The 19,580-nt window shown below is 42.7% G+C and carries 19 protein-coding genes; 15 read left to right on the top strand and 4 right to left on the bottom strand.

Annotation, left to right across the window (positions count from 1 at the left end):
- Positions 1–11 precede the first annotated feature (11 nt).
- The 4 genes from K6V26_RS09360 to K6V26_RS09345 are packed head-to-tail and all read right to left on the bottom strand — an operon-like array spanning position 12 to position 3,999.
- Positions 12–3,218, bottom strand: a complete 3,207-nt coding sequence (locus K6V26_RS09360) for a DNA primase (protein ID WP_224265169.1) — start codon at positions 3,216–3,218, stop codon at positions 12–14.
- Entirely contained in the window at positions 3,215–3,418 is a 204-nt protein-coding gene (locus tag K6V26_RS09355) for a MerR family transcriptional regulator (RefSeq protein WP_081023366.1), read from the bottom strand. The genes K6V26_RS09360 and K6V26_RS09355 overlap by 4 nt, the downstream gene beginning before the upstream one ends.
- A gap of 52 nt (positions 3,419–3,470) precedes the next feature.
- The gene (locus tag K6V26_RS09350; RefSeq protein ID WP_224265168.1) at positions 3,471–3,788 is read right to left on the bottom strand and encodes a hypothetical protein; all 318 of its coding nucleotides are present in this window, start codon (positions 3,786–3,788) and stop codon (positions 3,471–3,473) included.
- A gap of 19 nt (positions 3,789–3,807) precedes the next feature.
- Entirely contained in the window at positions 3,808–3,999 is a 192-nt protein-coding gene (locus tag K6V26_RS09345; protein WP_224265167.1) for a hypothetical protein, read from the bottom strand.
- A gap of 145 nt (positions 4,000–4,144) precedes the next feature.
- On the opposite strand from K6V26_RS09345, the gene K6V26_RS09340 reads away from it, so the two are divergent.
- The 15 genes from K6V26_RS09340 (at position 4,145) to K6V26_RS09270 (ending at position 19,579) form a co-directional block, all read left to right on the top strand.
- The gene (locus tag K6V26_RS09340) at positions 4,145–4,597 is read left to right on the top strand and encodes a helix-turn-helix domain-containing protein (protein WP_224265166.1); all 453 of its coding nucleotides are present in this window, start codon (positions 4,145–4,147) and stop codon (positions 4,595–4,597) included.
- 496 nt (positions 4,598–5,093) lie between these two features.
- Entirely contained in the window at positions 5,094–5,318 is a 225-nt protein-coding gene (locus K6V26_RS09335) for a hypothetical protein (protein ID WP_007656790.1), read from the top strand.
- A 159-nt stretch (positions 5,319–5,477) separates the two neighbouring features.
- Complete coding sequence (locus K6V26_RS09330; RefSeq protein ID WP_195585655.1) at positions 5,478–6,434, top strand: fimbrillin family protein; 957 nt, start codon at positions 5,478–5,480, stop codon at positions 6,432–6,434.
- Between the two features lie 214 nt (positions 6,435–6,648).
- The gene (locus K6V26_RS09325) at positions 6,649–7,047 is read left to right on the top strand and encodes a LytTR family DNA-binding domain-containing protein (RefSeq protein WP_007656787.1); all 399 of its coding nucleotides are present in this window, start codon (positions 6,649–6,651) and stop codon (positions 7,045–7,047) included.
- The gene (locus tag K6V26_RS09320) at positions 7,037–7,690 is read left to right on the top strand and encodes an FHA domain-containing protein (protein WP_007656786.1); all 654 of its coding nucleotides are present in this window, start codon (positions 7,037–7,039) and stop codon (positions 7,688–7,690) included. Before K6V26_RS09325 ends, K6V26_RS09320 begins: the two co-directional genes overlap by 11 nt.
- 137 nt (positions 7,691–7,827) lie before the next feature.
- Positions 7,828–8,070, top strand: coding sequence for a hypothetical protein (locus K6V26_RS09315; RefSeq protein ID WP_007656785.1), 243 nt, complete (start codon positions 7,828–7,830; stop codon positions 8,068–8,070).
- Positions 8,067–8,582 carry an FHA domain-containing protein gene (locus tag K6V26_RS09310; protein WP_048315686.1) on the top strand — a complete coding sequence of 172 codons (516 nt, stop codon included), beginning with the start codon at positions 8,067–8,069 and terminating at the stop codon, positions 8,580–8,582. Before K6V26_RS09315 ends, K6V26_RS09310 begins: the two co-directional genes overlap by 4 nt.
- Before the next feature lie 14 nt (positions 8,583–8,596).
- Positions 8,597–9,400, top strand: coding sequence for a PP2C family protein-serine/threonine phosphatase (locus K6V26_RS09305; RefSeq protein WP_224265165.1), 804 nt, complete (start codon positions 8,597–8,599; stop codon positions 9,398–9,400).
- 44 nt (positions 9,401–9,444) lie between these two features.
- A complete protein-coding gene (locus K6V26_RS09300; protein WP_224265164.1) occupies positions 9,445–11,352 on the top strand; it encodes a serine/threonine protein kinase in 1,908 nt (635 codons plus the stop codon).
- 8 nt (positions 11,353–11,360) lie between these two features.
- A complete protein-coding gene (locus K6V26_RS09295) occupies positions 11,361–12,305 on the top strand; it encodes a hypothetical protein (RefSeq protein WP_048315683.1) in 945 nt (314 codons plus the stop codon).
- An 11-nt stretch (positions 12,306–12,316) separates the two neighbouring features.
- On the top strand, positions 12,317–14,536 hold the full coding sequence (locus K6V26_RS09290; RefSeq protein ID WP_224265163.1) for a Kelch repeat-containing protein: 2,220 nt from the start codon (positions 12,317–12,319) through the stop codon (positions 14,534–14,536).
- Positions 14,537–14,543: 7 nt separating this feature from the next.
- The gene (locus K6V26_RS09285; protein ID WP_010803101.1) at positions 14,544–15,431 is read left to right on the top strand and encodes a serine O-acetyltransferase; all 888 of its coding nucleotides are present in this window, start codon (positions 14,544–14,546) and stop codon (positions 15,429–15,431) included.
- Between the two features lie 101 nt (positions 15,432–15,532).
- Positions 15,533–15,931, top strand: a complete 399-nt coding sequence (locus tag K6V26_RS09280) for a (2Fe-2S) ferredoxin domain-containing protein (protein ID WP_007656771.1) — start codon at positions 15,533–15,535, stop codon at positions 15,929–15,931.
- Between the two features lie 24 nt (positions 15,932–15,955).
- Positions 15,956–17,749 (top strand): NADH-ubiquinone oxidoreductase-F iron-sulfur binding region domain-containing protein, encoded by a 1,794-nt coding sequence (locus tag K6V26_RS09275; protein WP_007656769.1) that lies wholly within the window; start codon positions 15,956–15,958, stop codon positions 17,747–17,749.
- Between the two features lie 39 nt (positions 17,750–17,788).
- Entirely contained in the window at positions 17,789–19,579 is a 1,791-nt protein-coding gene (locus tag K6V26_RS09270; protein ID WP_224265162.1) for an NADH-dependent [FeFe] hydrogenase, group A6, read from the top strand.
- Position 19,580: the final 1 nt, after the last annotated feature.

The following is a 19,580-nucleotide window of genomic DNA, read 5'->3' as shown; positions in this document are numbered from 1 at the left end:
CAAAAAAATGCCTAATCTTCGGAATCTTGTACATCGGTTATTACTTCCGTTTCCAGTTCCAAGCCAAACGCTTCCTTCAATTGCAGATAATCAAAGCACAACGCCTTCGGACGGTTGATTTTGACTTTCCTGACCTGTTCATTATTGACTATCTCAATCGAGTAGTCAGGCAGACCACTGGGCAACAGAATTGTAAACCTATTTTGTTTCAAACCGAGGTATGACGAATGAGATTTCAGGTAGGACATGATAGTTGACCAGTTGGAACGGTTGGCGGTAGCGTTCATGTTCCGACTATTGAATAAAGATGCCACCGCCGCCATATTCAAATAGAGGATGGGACGTGCCTCCTTAAACTCAATATCTTCTTTGACAGAGATTGGTCGGAACGATTTCATATAACGGATGCGGTAATGCGCTTTATCCACACATTTCCCTGAAGTCTGGAATCCTTGCAGCATACTCCAGAAGTCGGCCACTTCGGAACTTTCCTGTGCTAACTCGTTTTGGCTTCGGATGCCTTTAACCGCCGTTTCAAACAGGTCGGCATAACTGAACGGGACATCCAGCACCGTTTCCAAAGTCCGGTAAGCTGCCAACGGGATGACCCAGTTTCCGAAAATACGGTCATGGATACTCTCGTTCTCAAACTTTGCCGCCAGTTCCCTCTTGGTGATGGAATAGGTTTCCGGGAAGTTCTTCTCGAACAGTTCCCGGTGATTCAGTATCTCGATGGTCAAGTGGGTCAGTCCCATGTTGCACAGTGCGACTAAATCTTCATAGTTCCTTTTCTCTACTTGATTGAATGAGGTTTTGGAGAAGGCCAAGAAAATGACACGGGTATAGAGTGCCATATCCTGCGTGGGTTTGTCCTGCCCGCATAAAGCAACTCCGGTACTGACGATGGTTTGTGCAGCCATTCCGTCCGTATTGGTATTTTTCTTCGTCTGACCGCCACCGCCCCAAAGTCCTTTGAGGTAGGCTATCTTGCGGATGTCAAGGTCATTCTTGTACTCATCGAGTACTACTAAGGTATTGACCGCCTGTGATACGCGGTCGTTCATGGCCGGAACGGAGGTGACACCAAGGTTGGGCGGATCAACCCCGTGCAGGAAGAAGGATTGGAGCGAAGTGGCGAGTGTCGTCTTACCGGTTCCCTTCTCGCCGAAGAGGTTCAGGATGGGGAAATGCCGGGTTCGCCTGAATATGATGTCGCGGAACAGGGTGGCAAGGAGATAACACAAGGCGATAGAGGCATTCTCGCCGAACACCCCAACCAGCCTTGATGCGAAATCATGCAGTTTTACGCCGTTGCGGTTCTCATGGACCATCAACCGCTCAAACTGAAAGATTTCCTGGTTATGGAGATAAATCCTGGAAGTCGCAGGAATATAAAACGCCTTGTCGTTGACACCACGGACGATTCCTAAGTCATCGACATTCTTGAAAGTTCCGCCGTATAATATGCCGTTACCGAAAGCAAAGAACTCTTCGGATGCGTTCCAGCCCAGCTTGCGGATTCGCTCCGCTGTATCGGTTTTAGAATACAGGTATTCCTTGACCCGGTTGAGCTTGTCAATCTTCGCCAGCCACACATAATTGCCCAATGAGCCGACTTTCTGTTGGAAGTTGCTTAAAGAGCATAGTTCTGACTCTTTCAGCTCGATAACACGACATACGTCATACATATTCCGCATCCGGAAAATTCGAGTGGCGTTGTTCTCGTCCTCGATATGGAACAGCGGCTCCATGATGAAGTTGGAAATTCTTGCCGGTTCTTCGTCTTCTTCTCCAATGGCGTAATAGCAGTTCTCCCGGATAAACAGCCCGAACTGGCGTAACAGTTCCGCTTCACGCTGCATCTCGTTCATGGACGAGCCATGTTCCTGTTTCTTCCGTGCCTCGCCACGTGCCTGGGTGACGGCATCACGCCACAACTTAACCTTGCCGTGCAGCTTGGCCAGTTGCTCGATGCACTGGTCAAATACCAACTGGTCCTTGACATAACGCAGAAGGTCTGCGATTTCAGCTACATATTTTCGTTCTTCCATCAAAGAGCCGGCTATGCAGAAGCGTTTCTGTGCCAGCCATACGATAAAATGCTTTTCTTTCAGGGAAAAATAATCCTCCTTGCAATGGATGTAGCTGTCCGCATCGTTCTTTCTGTTTTGTTCCGCAAAGGGCAGTTCCCTGACCGTTACATGGAATCCTTTCTTTATTGCCGAAGCCCCGTTTGCCATGACCGCTTCGAATCCCGGCCCATATTGCTTACCATCCGTGGTGTCCGAATCCGGTATGAAGCAAAGTGAGGCGGTAAACCTTTTCAGTTGCTCAAACTGGTTGTCCGTCCATGCTGTACCAAGAGCCGCCACGGTATTCTCATAACCAATGGACTGCATCCTCAGTACATCCGGTGCGCCTTCCACTACAATAAAGTAGTCGGCATCCCGTTGCCGGCTTGCCCGGTCAATGCCGAACAAGGTTTCACCTTTGGAGTAAACAATGCTCGTTGAGGAGTTGATGTATTTGGGGACTTTATCACTATTACCTATGTATCGGGCAGTGTAAGCGATGATACGTCCCCATCTGTTACGGACGGGAATCATGATGCGCTGCCTGAACATGGCATATATGCTACCATCCTCACTGCGCTTGAGCATCCCAAGCTCGAAAAGTGATTCCTCATTGAGTCCTTTTGCCCAGCAATATTCCATGAATGAACTGCCGTCTTTGGGTGCATAACCGATTCCTGCGATGGAACAGAACTCTTCCGACCACCTGCCGTAAGCGTATTCACGGGCTGTTCGGCTTTCATCCGTCATTTCCATCCTCAGGTTTTCTACAAAGAAACGGTGAAGATGGTCAAGGGTAATAAGAAGTGATTCTTTATGTTTGGCTTCCAATAGTTCTTCTTCACTGCGTTCTTCATCAGAATACTCTATTGGTATGCCGTTGTTTTTGGCGATAAACGTCACAGCCTCCATGAAGGTCAGGTTCTCTTTCTCCATGATGAAAGCGATGCCGTCCCCTCCACGGTTACAACTGAAACAGTGGAACAGGTTCTTTCCGGGAGTGACCGCAAACGAACCTGTCCGTTCCGAATGGAAAGGGCAAAGCCCCATCAGCGTCAGACCTTTTTTCGAAAGCCTGACGTAGGGTTTAAGGATGTCTTCAATGGCAAGATTTCTGACCTTGTTGATGGTGGATTCGCTTATCATAATGTTTTGAGAAGGTTCCAACATTCGATGATTGATTGCCCCGAGTATTTGGGGCGGCAAAGGTTTTGGGGATTAAGCGGCTTGATATAGCCATTATCCCTGTATTTACGGAGTGTCTTGTGGCTTACGCCCAGTTCCGCACACGTGCGTTTGACTGAATAGACACCTTCCGGGTCGCATGTTGGCTTTAATTCCTTCATTTGTCGGTACACTATTGTTTTTATTTCAGATTAAAAGTAACCACATTATTGTTTATCTCTTCTGCTTTTTCTTGTTATTACCGGTCTTTTCTTTTGATGGAGGCTCTATGTAATCTTGCACGGTACGCTGTAAAAGGCGAAGGTCTGAAGTCCTGTATTCCACCTTTCCAGGTCTTTTGTAAGATTCCACCTTCCCTTGCCGTTTCCATCTTTCGACATTGCGCCTTCCAAATAATTCATACGCCTTTCTTTGGCTAACAAATTCAGGGTCGTTGCTGTCTGCCTTCATCATTCCGACAATTCTGGCTGCAAGGTCGTTTAGAAAAGTATCGTATGGAATCAATCGGTCTAAAACTTGGAGTATTTTCATATCCATATAATTAAACCGCTCAGTCAATACGCTTTACGGTGATAGTCATATTCTCCCTGTTGGTTTGGGTCTTGTACTGCCGGTTATAAATGGCGCCCAGTTCGGAGGCTTGGGTGCGGACACTTTTCAACTTGGAAATGGGGAAGGTGATTGATTCACCGATTTTGAGAGCGGTGAGAGCGGGACGAATTTTTATCACATTTTCTGCCATAATACTTGGTTGTTTAATGTTTAATGTTTAACTTTGCATATACTAATCAAGTGTATAATACTTGCAAAGTAACATAATAATGTTTAGGTAGCCAAATAAATATTTGATATTTTTTGGTTTAATCTCTGTTTAATGATTGAAACCGATGGAAATGAACATCAAACACGTGCATGTAGGTGCCGAAATCGAGAAACGGCGCGTTGAACTTGGACTTTCCAAATCCGAGTTGGGACGCAGGATAGGTGTGCCGCAACAGCATGTAAACCGCATATTGGAGAGGGAAACCATGGAAACAAACCGGCTCGTCAAGGTGAGCGAGGCTTTGGATTGTAATTTCTTCTCATTGTTCTGCTCCGTTCCGCAGCAAATCTCCGCTTATTGGGCGGCAGTTTCCTTACAAGGAAGTGCCCATAATATAATAGGTGACACCGAACTTGCAGCTCAATTGGAGAAAGAACAATCAAATACAGAAAATCTAAAAGAGACTATCAAACTTTTGAAGGAACAGATTGAGAGTCTTAATTCACAGATAAAACGTCTTGATTCCAACTTAAAGGATAAGGATGCTATTATTGAACTATTAAAAGAAAGGAGATAAAGAACCAGAAATAAATGTTGCCATTGAATGGTGAATGAGTTGCTTCAATGACGAAAAGCAGGGTCATTTATAGCACAAAGCTCGTCATTTCATTCTTAGAAGCAAGGGAATCTTAATGTTATGTGGTGTTTACAAAACGCTTACACATAAGATGTAAGTTCCTGTATATTAGTACCGTATTGCTGTCGCTCAAGCCGCCCTTGAAGATTGAGTCCTTCAATTAGATAAACATTAAACAAACATTCGCTTACTGTAGGCTTACACAAAAAAGTCAAGTGGTTGATTGTTAATGTTATATCAAAATGGCGCAGGCCGCTATTGAGGATTGATCTGAAAAAGTAATAAATAATGCGATTAAGAAGGGTATTTTCTTTGAATATCCTTCTTAATTCGTTTTAAAATGTACGTATTATTGGTTATTTATTTCTTTATTTTCAAATAATAATTACTTTTGTACTAATGATTTTATATTATCCATTAATGTATAAAGAATTATATGGCACGTACAGTAAATTATTCAAAGAAGATTGGGAAAATTAAAGCTCAGTTGGATGAGCTAGTTAAGGACATTGAAAATGGTTCTAAGAAAGGAGAAGAAGTCGTAGAACAGAAAACAAAGACTAAGATTTCTGATATCGATTTCGAAACTGAGGACCTGGCTACCTTAATGAAAATTCAGACACGCTTAGTGCGCGCAATTAATGCAAAAATGAAGAATTAAATCGAATGTAGGTTTTATACCTTCGATAAAAGAGGGATATTCCATTTAATATGGAGTATCTCTCTTTTTTTATTAAATAAGAGCATATCCGCCACTCATTTGAACCAAAACAGGTTTTAAAATGTATTATATAGACGAATAATTATAAAATGGCTGGTTATGAAAACTAAATTACTCAAAACAACACAATTGCTGGTATTAATCTATGTGATTTTCTTCTTTGCCGGATGCTCCAAAAACACAATAATCCTGGAGGTCGGTGATGAGAATAAACCTTCGGGAGGGAATAATACGGAAGGAACGAACCTGGTGACCTTCAATGCTTCAATTGAAGGCCGTAATTTGATGACACGTGCAATGTCACCCATGAATCAGGGAATAAAAAGCAAAGTATTAGTATTCGAACCCTCTACCCAAAACGGGACAAAAGGAACTCCTTCGGCACAGGGATTATACATCACTTCTGCTCCCGGAGTATTAACCGGAGTGGATGGATATAAAATGTATCTGGGAAATGGTATTTTTGACTTTTATGCAGTATCGGATAATTTTTCTACTATACCGCCTACATTCTCGGCCGGAAAATCGGAACCTTTATTCAATGGTATCGATTACCTTTGGTGGCATAATCCGAATCTGGATGTGGCAAGTTCACAAATCAATATACCGATTGTCTATTTGCATGCAGCGACACAAGTGGTTATTGAAATATCGGAAGGGGAAAGTATTCGGTTAAACAAATTAATTTCAGCAATGATCACTCCGCCGGAACCGGGGGCAAGCATGGATTTGGCAACGGGAACCATACCTCCGGCAACTACATTCGACAGACCGGACAAAATGGGTATAAATGGTTTTCTGGCTCAGTATATCATGCTCCCGCTGGAAACATCCGAACCGATGTCTTTGACTTTGGAGATAATGGCAAACGGAGAAAGTGCATCACGAATTTACACCGTTGATGTTCCTGTTCCCGACGGTGCATTAAAAGCCGGTAATTCATACTTGTTTAGTGCAATAATCGATGGAAACACCGTTACATTTTCAAGTGTGAATGTAAAAAACTGGACTGAAGTTGATGAAACAGGCAACCCTCTTTATCCTACTTTGGAGTGAGATTAGTTTCCTGTTTTAAATTATACCTGCAAAAGCATTGAAATTTAACATCAACTTATTCCAGGCAAAATGCTTAGTATTTAGGAATGAAAGAGGAATATTTGTGAAAAATATTCCTCTTCCCATTTATATTTCTTTATAAAATATAGCCGGGGTAAAGATAAAATGCCGTATATTTGTTACTTGATGAAAATTAAAAAAACAATATCAACGTATGGAGCGGTATTTAATAATTAAGACGAGGGATGAGTTGTTACGGATAAAGATAGGGCAGATACTCTACTTTGAAGCTGATAGAAATTATACTAAATTACTATTATCCAATGGAATCCAGTTTACGTTTGCGATTAATATCGGTAAGATAGAAGAGATACTGGAGAAGCAGGTAGAGGGATGCAACAAGATATTAATGAGAGTAGGAAAAAGTCACATCATCAATAAAAATCATATCCTGCAAATCAATTTACCCAAGCAAAAACTGTTATTATTGACAGAAGAAGGCAAGCCCAGGGAACTTATAATATCCAAAGATCCTTTAAAAGTACTAAAAGAATCGCTGGAAAAGGAAATGGGTAAACCGGAAGAACCAAAGGAAGTGAAAGATGAAGATTAAAATCGGTAAAGCTGAAGATAATGATTTTATAGTGAATGATCCTCATGTTAGCAGACATCATGCTTGTCTGGTTCGTGAGGATCATGGCTGTTGGTTGTTGGAAGATCTCGGCTCTACTAACGGAACTTTCGTCAATGGTTCACAGATCGTCAAGAAACGTATTACACCAACGGACAAGATTATTCTTGGGACCGGGTATGTGCTGAACTTGACTGAAGCGCTTAAATATAATAATGATTATAGTGAAGAGTTTGCTGCACTGAAGAAAGTGTATGACGATTATGTTCAAGAAAAAGTTAAGATACAGTCGGCTAACCAGTTTAAAACCAGGTTATTCCAGTCCCTTCCTTTTGCGCTGCCCGGTGTGATAGGCGTTGTGATCGGATTTCTGGGCAAAGGAAGTCCGGAGTTCTTGGCTATAAGTTTGTTTATAACTATCTGTGCCCCGACGATAGGCATTTACCTGGGTGCAAAGCAGGCATCCAAGACTCCTCAACAGCTTCAGGACATTGCAAACCGATTTAAAATTGACTACGTATGTCCTAAATGCGGTACTTTTCTGGGTGAAATTCCCTGGGAATCTCTGAGGAACAGGAAACAATGTCCTGTTTCTTCCTGTAAAGCAAAGTGGGTCAGTGAATAAGTTGTTTCGTATCTCAAAAGCGGACAGTTTGTACATAAAACCCAAACCTTTGATTATAAGAGAATATTAGATGTTAATTTAATCCATTACTTTTCCTACTTTTGTTTCCAGAAAGAATAATTTTAATTCAAACCAGTATGCAAGAGGAGGAATACACATTTGTTACACTAGACAGTGACGACTCCGTATTTAGTGATGCGGTAGTTGTAGATGTGGATGGGGAAAACGATTTATCTGGTATCGTAATGATTGATGACGATAATATGGATGTTTCAGATTTTATTACATTATCTGACGACACAATATTCTTGTCGGATGCAGACGTGCATGATACTTTCTCAACTGATATCGACGGAGCAGATTTATCATTTATGCTATGATTTCAGTTAAATGTCCACATTGTCACGTAGGATTAAAGGTAGACGAGGGGAAACTTCCCCTCGATCTGACCTCCTTTAAATGTCCGAAGTGTAAACAACCGATTCCTGTCTCTTTGCTTCAACTGGGAAAACAAGGACTTGATGCGGATCAGGATACAATTCTTGTCAATCCGGTTTCGAATGGTACGGGACAGCTTACAGTTGTTGGAGATTCGGCTACACCGGAACAAATTTTCCCTCTCAATGAAGGTCTTGCAATCATCGGTCGTAAATCTAACGCTTCGAACGCTACTATAGGAATTGCAACGGCTGATAAGTCGATGAGCAGGGAGCATATACGAATAGAAGTTAAAAAAGACCCGAAAGGAGGGTATAAACATTTTCTTTCTGACAATAATAGTAAAAACCATACGTTATATAATAGCAATTACCTTGAAAATGGAGAGGTCGTAGTGCTTAAGAACAATGACGAGATCATTATCGGCCATACGGTTCTCCGCTTTAATGAATAAAATCTGTTCGTGCTATGAATATAACGATTGGCAAGCCTTGGGCCGTTTGTGAAAAAGGCGGTAGACAAAACAACGAGGATTCTATTTACCCCTTACCGGAAAGGGTAAACTCCAATCAGAAATTATTTCTGGTCTGCGACGGTGTCGGCGGCTCAGAAAAAGGGGAGATTGCAAGCTCATTAGCTTGTGAATCTTTTCAGACATTCTTTTCCACCTTCTTAGAGGATGAACCTACCGAAGAGTTTGTTAATAAAGCTGTCGGTTATACGGAGGCACGCTTTGACGATTATGTGAAAAACCATCTGGAAGCAAAGGGTATGGCTACCACATTAACGATGGTTTCAGTCGGAGCTTCGGGAATAACACTGGCACATATTGGGGATAGCCGTATTTACCAGTTCCGCCAGGGAGAAATTATTTATCAGACAGAAGACCATTCGCTGGTTAATTCGCTTGTCAAACTGGGGAAAATAAGCAAAGAAGAAGCATTGACCCACCCACAAAAAAACGTAATAATTCGTGCCATACAGGGATCGGAACATCCGACAGAAGCCGATGTAGTCCTTTTAAAGGATATACAAGCAGGCGATTATTTCTTTATGTGTACCGACGGTGTGTTGGAAAGACTTAAAAACGAAGATCTTTCTTCTATTTTCTCCACTTATAACAATCCGGAAGACATCAAAGACGGTATTATGGCTGCCTGTTGCGGAAAAACCAGAGATAACTTTTCTTTTTACATTTTACCGGTTCAAAATGTAGGTGAATCTATCGGAATAAAACAAAATATTCTCTCTTTCCTTTATTCTTTTATATAAATAACGTAATTTTGGCAGATTAAAAAGAATAGCGCGAAAAAGTTATGAATTTGCCAAACGGATATCCTCTTCAAAACGGAAAGTATCGACTTACTCATGTAGTTGGTCAGGGTGGCTTTGGTATAACTTACAAAGGCGTTTGGTATACAGAAGTTAAGGGACCGCTAGGAACGATCAAAACGGAAGTTCCTATATGTGTAAAAGAATATTTTTTTAAAGATTACTGTTACAGAGATCCTGACTCTTTCGCTGTCAAGGTTCATTCTGAAACGGGCAGGGCTCTTTTTGAAAAGTTTAAAGAGAAACTGATCAAAGAAGCTAAAATCCTGTCCGATGTTCATCATCCCCATATTGTGAATGTATTGGAAGTGTTTGAAGAAAATGACACGGCCTATATTGCTATGGAGTATATTTCAGGTAATAGTCTGAAATATAAGATGGATAAGGAGGGCATAATGCCTGAAGCGAGAGTTCTCAGATATATGCATCAGATAGGAGAGGCCCTTCAGTTTGTCCATGAGAAGAATATTCTTCATCTGGATATCAAACCTAGCAATATATTGATTGATCAGGCTGGGAAAGCGCGTCTGATTGATTTTGGTGTGAGTAAACGGTATGATATCGAGCAGCAGGAAACGAGTACCACGATGTTAACTTTATCGAAAGGGTTTGCATCTATTGAACAGTATGATAATGAAGGTACACAAAGTTTTTCCCCTTGCCCGGATATTTATTCGTTGGGAGCAACCATGTATAATCTGCTGACGGGGAAGATTCCTACAGAATCCATTCTTCGTGCAGCACGTCCGTTGCCTTCCCCCCGGGATTTGAATCCCTCCATTTCTGCAAAAACGGAAGCGGCTATTATCAAAGCGATGGAGATTGTTCCGGCTGACCGTTTCCAGTCAATGTCGGAAATGCTGGCTGCATTGGATTTTCCGGAAGTTGAAGAAGAGGAGATAAAGAAAGATATTTCTTCCCCCGAATATTTCGAAGAAGATGAGACAACGATTCTGTTTACGACCCGTTTGCCACAATCCGGAAAGGATGAAGGGGATGAGACTGTACTGAATAACGTCGATATACCGGCAGTACCTAAAAAGAAAAAAAGAAAAGTAACGTTAATCTCTTTACTAATTATTATATTTGCAAGTATAGGTTCAGCGGTGGCTCTTTTGGTACAGCGCAGTAAAGCTGTTCCTCCTGTTGCTGAAGTTTTGAATTCTGTTCCGGAAGGGAATAATAATCCTGTATCAGATTCGACTGTTCCTGTTGTTATTGACGAAAACAATACATCGGGAGTTGTTGAAGCAGAACCTGAAACTGAATCTGAATCGAAGAAAGAGAGTACCGGCGTTCGACCGGACTCACAGGAAAAGAAGATTGTTAAACCGGAAACGACTCCGAAACAGACCGATCCTGTAAAGCAGAAAGTCGAACCTGTCGTTAACGATATAAAGCAGCCGGTAACAGCACCTTCAGTTCCTACTGAAGCAGAGATGAATGCAGAGTTTGAAGCATTGATCGCTTCCGGTAAAAATAAAATGGCAGCATCGGATGCATCCAGTAATGCGGCTGATTTTATAAAAGCAACAGAGGAGATTGCCGATGCCGGTACTGATTTCAGTAAGGCTGCCAAGATCAAGATGACAGATGAATTGATTAGTCTGATTGAAAAACGTAAAGTCAAAGAAGAAGAGATACTTTTGGCTGGCAGAAAAGCACTGTATGATGAAGTGAAGCCTTTTGGGGAACTCATGATCGTTCAGAAAAAGGAGACACAAAAGTTTGGAGCTATCGATGCCAATGCGAGAGAACGTATCAAATGTAAGTATTTGGCTGCCTATCAAACCCAGCAAGGGTATAGGGCGTTTCTTAGAGAGGATGATCTGTTCGATATTTATAATGCAGAAGGTATAATGATTAGTGAACGTTTACCGGATTATTATTAATTGTATTTATGAAAAGACTTTGGATATTTATCTTATTTGTTGCAGTGTTGCCGGGATATATGATGGCACAGCAACAAACTGAATATAACAGAAAAGGCGACGAGGCAATGAGGCGTCAGGATTACAGGATGGCGACAATGTGGTATGAAGAGGGTGTCATACAATGTGATTCGTATAGCATTGATCAGTTGACAACTATATGGAAAAACAATAAAAAGATGCGTTCTTCCATGCGTAGTCTGATGAGTCGATGTTTTGATTGCCTGAGAGACAAAGCGACAATAGAGAGCGATACAACAGCAATATCGCAATTGATCCATTATTATACGGAAGGCATCGGGACGCAGGCTAATGAGGAACGTGCCAGAAGTTGGAGTAATCGTCTGGAAGAACTTCGCCGGCCGATGGAGCTAGTCTCTTATATACCCCCAAAAGAAAAAAAGCCGAGAGAACCCATGAAGTTCTTTGTCGGTTATGCTTTTTCAATTGAAGCTCCTTATGGGTTAACCGTTGGAGGTGTCGGGGAAAGGTTCGGTTGGTACGCTCGTTTTAAAACCAATATGTCATTTGATAACTACACCTATGAATGCCGGGGAACGGATGAATTTGTAAGTTATCCGGATAACACATCTTTGAGATTTACAAACGAAAAGAAAGTGAACAGTTTAGCTGCCTCTGCCGGTCTTGTCGTTAAATGTACTCCCTGGCTATATACTTCTGTCGGCTTGGGGTATGGTAAACGGGAGTTGTTATGTGAATATCAAACGACCAGTTGGGATGATGTTAGTATACAGAAAAACGACTGGGCTAAAAATACAGATTACTCTCACGAAGGAGTTGTTGTAGACTTGGACTTTATGGTAAAATTCGGTTCTGTGTTTGTTAGTGCCGGATGTAATACTTTGAACTTTAAATATGTAGATTTGAATGCAGGTGTTGGTGTATTCTTTTAATTGATAGGCTTATGAAACAATTATACTTTATAATAACTATATTGTCTTTACTATTATTTGGTTGTTTGGAAGATCCGGAGATGAATACCGGATTGCAAAATGCGTTGAAACCAGAGTTTGAAAAGTTTAGTGGAGATGACATTACAAAGACGGCGACAACGATTCTTGCTAAAGCTACCATAAAGAAGGAAAATGGCTCTCCGGTTACTGAACGCGGATTTCAGTATTGGGAAGAAAAAAGTTCCAACACCCGAAAAGTTACTGATGAAGAAAAAGAGGGTAAAGGAACATATAGCTTAACGATAAGTCAACTGACGGATGGTGAAACTTACATGATATGTCCTTATGCGATTAATGGAGTTGGCACCAGCTATGGAGATACGATTAAAGTCAATACAAATCCTGGTACCGGTAGGGTTAAGACATCGGTTATTGATGATGAATCTGTTGATGCTACTTCGGTAGATGTAAAAGGTATTATTGCGGAGAAAGGAGAAGGCGATTATGAAGACTATGGTTTTCGTTTGTTTAATGCGGAAAAAGACACGACATTCAATAAGGAGAGAGGTGTAGAACTTCGGGATGATAGTGTTTTAGTATATACTATTAAAGGATTGGAACCCAATACGGAGTATTTTGTAGAAGCCTATGTGAAGAATAAATTTGGAACATTCAGTTCTGATGGTAAAGTAAAATTTACAACAAAAGACGGCCTTCCTAAATTAGGCAGTATTAGTATCAAGGGAGAAGCTGCATATGATTATGTAGATTTAAGAGCACAACTGATTAGTGAAGGTGATTCTGCTGTTAAAGAGTTCGGTTTCTGCTGGGGAACAGATATTAAAACGCCAGGAAGACCGAATATTGAGGAAGATAGTACAGTTCAAGCCCTTTCCTTGGGGGATGATAACTTCTTTGAAGCTCGGATAGAGAACTTGAAAGCGGCAACAAATTACTATGTTATTGCTTATGCAACAAATGCTTTCGGAACACGATACAGTAATGATACGATCAGAGTTGTAACGAAGAGAGATCTCCCGACTATATTTCTCAATGATCCTTCAACTTATGTTATAGATACAGGAGTTGTTACTATTGGTGGAGAATTGCAAAGTGAAGGGAAAACACCTGTGACTAAATTAGCTATTTATTATTCTTCTACCTCTGCCCCTGGTCCGAAAAATTATGAAGGGAAAAAAGAGTTTACCACTGCTGATCTTGATGAAGATAAGAAATTTAATATTTCTATTGAAGGAATAAAGGGAGGTAAGAATTATTATCTCAGGGCATATGCAACCAACGAATCAGGTGATACCCCAAGTAATGAGGTCAAGTTTACTACTCCTTCAATATTTGGAAATGATCTGGCTACTTTCCCAGGAACCGGACGTGTTGAGTTTGCTACATTCTGTGCGAATAATCAGATATATGTTTTGGGAGGATCTTCTGGTACCGGGTATGTTAAAGATCTTTACGGTTATAGTCCGAGTGAAAATAAATGGGCCGCTTTGGCTTCTTATAAAGAGAGTGCGTATGGTGTTTCAGTCTGTACACAGGATGATAATGTTTACGCTGTAGCTGGTATTACAAGTGCCAGGTGGTATACTGAATTGTATACTTATAGTAGTAATACTTGGACTCAGTTTGCTTCATTGGAAAGTGATAAGAAGATGGAATGTATCTTTCCGACAAGTTTTGTTTATAAAGATTCAATCATCTTAATCGGAGGAGAAAGTCTTGGTGAAAGCAATCTGGCTGTGCGGGATACCATATATCGGTATGATATGATCAATCAGGAATGGGCCGGTTGTGGAAATTTCCCGGTTCCTATAAAGGCTGGCGTTTCTATTACTTCTGGTGATAGTGTATTCGTCGGACTCGGCAATAAACCGGAAGATGGTCCGGATGAACGGGGATTGTGGATTAATACTTCTGGTAATTGGAGTAACTGGACTCGGTTAGCAGAGACTCCGCCTGAGATGAAAAATGTTTGTTCAGGTGTTTTGTTCAAAGATTGCTTATACTATATAGACAATGGTGGTGTTATTTGGCGTTTTAATTTGACAACGAAGGACTGGTCCAAAATGTCCAGTTTCCCTAAAAAGTTGACTAATACACCTGTCGATTATAGGATATTCTTGTTGAATGATACCATATACATTTTCTTAATCAATTATTATTCTTCTTATTTGAAAACGTACGATCCTTTATGGGATGTACCGCAAAAATAGAATCGACATGAACAGGACTGACATCTTAAACCAGATACAAAAAAACGTAGAACGTTTGTCGGCTTCCGATCTGCCGGAGTATAAATATATTCCGCTGCATCAGAAGCCATCGCCTTCTGTTCTTTCGCTTCGGGAAGTTATGTTGTTGCTTCGGAAAGTTATCTTTCCGGGGTTCTTCGGTTCCGAGCAGGAGGCACAGGTTGATTCTATTCAATATTATACAGGGGTATATCTGGAACAAATTTATGATTTGCTCCACGAACAGATATATAATGGTTTGTGCTTTGAAGTAGACCGTTGCTGCGATTCAAAGGACCGGGCATCCCGGATTGCGATAGACTTTATAAATAAGATACCTCATATTAAATATCTGCTTTCAACAGATGTCAAAGCTATTCTGGATGGTGACCCGGCAGCAAAGAGCCTTAGCGAAATAATCTTCTGTTATCCGGCTGTACATGCTATTCTTCATCAACGGGTTGCTCATGAATTATTAAAGTTGGGCGTCCCTGTGTTGCCCCGTATTATCACGGAGATGGCCCATTCCGAGACTGGTATCGATATTCATCCGGGGGCGCAGATTGGAGAATATTTCAGTATAGACCACGGTACCGGTATCGTGGTGGGACAAACAGCCATTATAGGTAATCACGTCCGTTTGTACCAGGGAGTTACTTTGGGAGCCAAAAACTTTACACTGGATGAAGAAGGATTACCTATCGACGTTCCCCGCCATCCGATCATTGAAGATTATGTGACTATTTACTCCAATGCATCTATTCTGGGACGTATTACGATTGGAAAAGGTTCAGTGATAGGCGGTAACATTTGGCTAACCCACAGTGTGCCGCCAAACTCCAAAGTCCTTCAAACCCGAGCGGTGGAAGACAAGTAAATCTTTTTTATTTTTAGGATAAAACACAGCCGTAATTTAAACAGAAATACGTATGTTTGCGTCATACCCATGTGGTAATAATGCCTTAAATGTGTACGATGATGAACAAAGTAAAAACGTTAGATGACCTTCGGAAGATGCGCGAATCTTTACGCGCTTCCCTCGACTTACGCGAGAAAAGTAACAATCCCGAGCAGATGGTTCAGATAAAGGTTGCCATGGCAACCTGCGGCATTGCAGCCGGAGCCAAAGAAGTTATGAGTTATTTTATTGAAGCTCTTGACCGGGAACGTGTAGATGCCCTGGTCACTCAAACCGGGTGTATGGGGTATTGCTATGCAGAACCGACAGTGGAGATTACTGTTCCCGGCAAAGAACCGATCGTATTTGGTCGTGTCAACAAAGCCAAAGTTGACGAGATTATAACCTGTTACATCAAACAGGGAATTTTGCTGGATGACATCATACCGGTCAACTACAACGCGGTCGGACCTGAATAACAAACCAATACAAATACTTACATAATGGCACAATATAGCAACTATATTCTGGTGTGCGGCGGTACAGGCTGCCGTGCATCACAAAGCGAACTCATACTTCAAAATCTGAAAGAGGCTGTCAGGGAGAACGGATTGCAGGAGAGTGTGCAGGTAATCCGTACCGGTTGTTTCGGCTTTTGCGAGAAAGGTCCGGTAGTGAAACTGATTCCGGATAATACATTTTATGTGGAGGTTACTCCCGAAGATGCAAACGATATTGTAAACGAACATCTGATAAAAGGACGTAAAGTAGAACGGCTGCTTTATGTAAACCCCGAAACGAACGAACAGATACTCGACTCCAAACACATCAACTTCTATAAAAAACAATTGCGTATAGCCTTGCGTAACTGTGGTTTTATCAATCCCGAAAACATTGACGAATACATTGCCCGCGACGGTTATATAGCTTTAGGAAAAGCCCTGACCGAGATGACGCCCGATGAAGTGATTAAAGAGATTCTGGATAGCGGATTGCGGGGCCGAGGCGGCGGTGGTTTCCCTACCGGACTCAAATGGCAGATTACCCGCAAGGTGCAGGCTCCGCAGAAATATGTAGTCTGCAATGCCGATGAAGGCGATCCGGGAGCGTTCATGGACCGTTCTATCCTGGAAGGCGACCCGCATTCCATTGTGGAAGCGATGGCTATCAACGGATACTGTACCGGTGCCAGTAAAGGACTTGTCTATATCCGGGCCGAATATCCGCTAGCCGTAGAACGTTTAAAGATAGCGATACAACAAGCAAAGGAATATGGCTTCTTAGGAGAAAACATATTTGGTACAGACTTCTCTTTCGATATCCAGATACGTTATGGTGCCGGTGCTTTTGTTTGCGGAGAGGAAACAGCCCTGATACATAGTATGGAAGGGTTACGTGGTGAAGCCACAGTTAAACCGCCATTCCCCAGTGAACATGGATATAAAGGTTGTCCGACCAATGTAAATAATGTGGAGACCTACGCCAATATCCCCGTTATCCTGCTGAAAGGAGCCGGATGGTTCAGCAGGATAGGAACGGAGAAGAGTAAAGGAACCAAGGTCTTTGCCCTGGCTGGAAAAGTAAACAATGTCGGTCTGATTGAAGTCCCGATGGGAACGACGCTTCGTGAGGTGATATTCGGTATCGGCGGGGGAATAAAAGACGGAAAGAAATTTAAAGCCGTACAGACCGGAGGTCCTTCCGGCGGATGTCTTACAGAAAAGCATCTGGACTTGCCGATCGACTACGATAACCTGATAGCGGCCGGTTCCATGATGGGGTCGGGCGGTATGATTGTGATGGATGAAGACGATTGTATGGTAGCGATGGCTAAGTTCTATCTGGATTTCACCGTGGAAGAATCCTGTGGCAAATGCGCCCCTTGCCGGATTGGAAACAAACGGTTGCATGAGATACTGCAAAAGATTACATCGGGCAGAGGAACTCTCGAAGACCTCGATAAACTGCGTAACCTGGCCATGGTTATAAAGGATACCGCTCTCTGCGGACTGGGACAGACCTCTCCGAACCCTGTCCTTTCCACCATGGATAACTTCTATGACGAATACCTGGCACATGTCGATGAACAACGTTGTCCTTCCCACCAGTGCCGCGAACTTACCCAGTACTTTATCAATCCGGAGAAATGCAAAGGCTGTACGATGTGTGCCCGAATCTGTCCGGTACATGCCATTACCGGCAGCCGGAAGGTTCCCCATACTATCGACTCGGATGTTTGTATCCGTTGCGGGTCATGTATAGAGAAATGTAAGTTCGACGCTATTTACGTACATTAAATAGTTGACAGTGAATAATTGACAGTTGACAGAAAAGATATGAAAAACATAAAACTAACAATAGATAACAGAGAAGTGGAAGTCCCGAAAGGTACTACCATCCTCGATGCAGCAAAGAGCATGGGAATCCGTATCCCGACACTTTGCCATATGAAACTCGAAGATTTGCATTACGAGAACAATCCCGGCGCCTGCCGTATTTGTGTAGTGGAAATTGAAGGTCGCCGTAACCTGGCCCCGTCCTGTAAGATGGAATGTACGGAAGGAATGGTTGTAAGGACCCATACTCCCCGGGTAATGAATGCCCGGAAGACAGTGATGGAACTGATTCTGTCCAACCATCCGGCCGGTTGCCTTACCTGTAGCAGCAACGGATATTGCGAACTGCAAACAATAGCCCACGACCTGGGTATCCGTGAAATACGGTATCAGGGAGAACAATCCACCTTTGAGATAGACCGTTCTCCTTCCATCGTCCGTAACATGAATAAATGTATCATGTGCCGCCGTTGCGAAACGATGTGTAACAATATTCAGACAGTAGGAGCCTTGACGGCCGTCAACCGTGGTTTCAACGCAGCCGTGTCTACAGCCTTTGAGCGTGATATCGCCGGAAGTACCTGTTCTTATTGCGGACAATGTGTTTCCGTCTGTCCGGTAAATGCCCTGAGCGGCCGTAATACCCAGCAGCCCGTATTGGATGCATTGGCTAATCCGGCTAAGATTGTGATAGCCCAGACTGCTCCGGCTGTACGCACCGCTCTCGGACGTGACTTCGGCTGTGAGCCAGGCACACTGGTTACCGGAAAGATGGTATCGGCTCTTCGCCAGCTAGGTTTTGACTACGTCTTTGATACAGACTTTGCGGCAGACCTGACCATTATGGAAGAGGGAACGGAACTTCTTCAGCGTCTCAGCAAATATCTTTCAGGGGATGAAGAAGTGAAAATACCGATGATGACCAGTTGCTGTCCCGGTTGGGTCAGCTTTGTCGAGCAGCACTTCCCGGAGTTGCGTGATAATCTGTCTACAGCCAAAAGTCCGCAACAGATGTTCGGAGCCATAGCCAAAAGTTATTTTGCAGAAAAGCTGGGAGTAGACCGTAAAGATATAGTTGTTGTCTCCATTATGCCTTGCCTGGCAAAGAAATATGAAGCCAGCCGTCCGGAGTTTGCCGTAGAAGGGAATCCGGATGTAGATATTTCCATCTATACCCGTGAACTGGCCCGTCTGATTCGTTATGCCAATATAAACTTCAACGAACTTCCCGACAGCGACTTCGACCATCCTCTCGGCGAATCGACCGGTGCCGGAGTTATCTTCGGAACTACCGGGGGAGTTATAGAAGCTGCCTGCCGTACAGCCTATGAACTATATACGAAGAAGCCGCTCGAACGAATCGAGTTTAAGGAATTGCGCGGACTGGAAGGTATCCGTAGCGGAACGATTAACTTTGACGGCGTTCCTGTGAAGATAGGTATCGCCCACGGTCTCGGTAATGCCCGTAAACTGGTTGAAGAAGTAAAAAGCGGAAAGTCTCCTTATCATGTTATCGAGATAATGGCCTGCCCCGGTGGTTGCATCGGAGGTGGCGGCCAACCGTTCCATCAGGGAAGGATGGATGTTTTGCGTAAACGTGCAGCCGCCCTTTACAGCGAAGACGAAAGCAAACCGCTCCGCAAAAGCCATGAGAATCCGTATATTCAGCAGTTATATAAAGAATACCTGGGCGAACCTTACGGACCAAAGGCGCATGAATTACTGCATACTCATTACTTCGACCGCAAAGAAGTAGTCAATATGTTTTTGGAAACTGATAAAGACGAATAAG

It is taken from the genome of Parabacteroides goldsteinii (assembly GCF_020091425.1).
GTDB lineage: Bacteria > Bacteroidota > Bacteroidia > Bacteroidales > Tannerellaceae > Parabacteroides > Parabacteroides goldsteinii.
This window is presented reverse-complemented; position numbering and strand designations above follow the sequence as displayed.